This window comes from Pseudoalteromonas sp. GW168-MNA-CIBAN-0100, from assembly GCF_040309225.1.
Taxonomy (GTDB): Bacteria; Pseudomonadota; Gammaproteobacteria; order Enterobacterales; family Alteromonadaceae; genus Pseudoalteromonas; species Pseudoalteromonas arctica.
This window is the reverse complement of sequence record NZ_JBEOOL010001168.1, coordinates 1-232: the sequence shown is the minus strand read 5'-3', so window position 1 is coordinate 232 and position 232 is coordinate 1. Positions and strand designations below refer to the sequence as shown.

Annotated in this window: 1 protein-coding gene; it reads left to right on the top strand. The window is 45.7% G+C overall.

The window, feature by feature from the left end:
• Positions 1–232, top strand: a 232-nt coding sequence (locus AAEY62_RS25060) for a 3'-5' exonuclease (protein WP_350637210.1), incomplete at both ends; no start/stop codon positions are given.

Genomic DNA, 232 nt, shown 5'->3' with positions numbered 1-232 from the left:
AGGGCACACTGCGTTTACTGCGCTGGTTTGCACAAAAGGTAAGCCAGCAAGATGGCGAAACAGTGCAAGTACGCCTAGAGAGCGACGCTAATTTAGTTAAAATAGTGACTATGCACGCCTCAAAAGGGCTTGAGTATCCGCTGGTATTTATGCCCTTTGCTAGTGGCTACCGCGAAACGAAAGAAGCGCTGTATCATAATAATGGCGCACTAATTTACGATTTAAGTAAAGG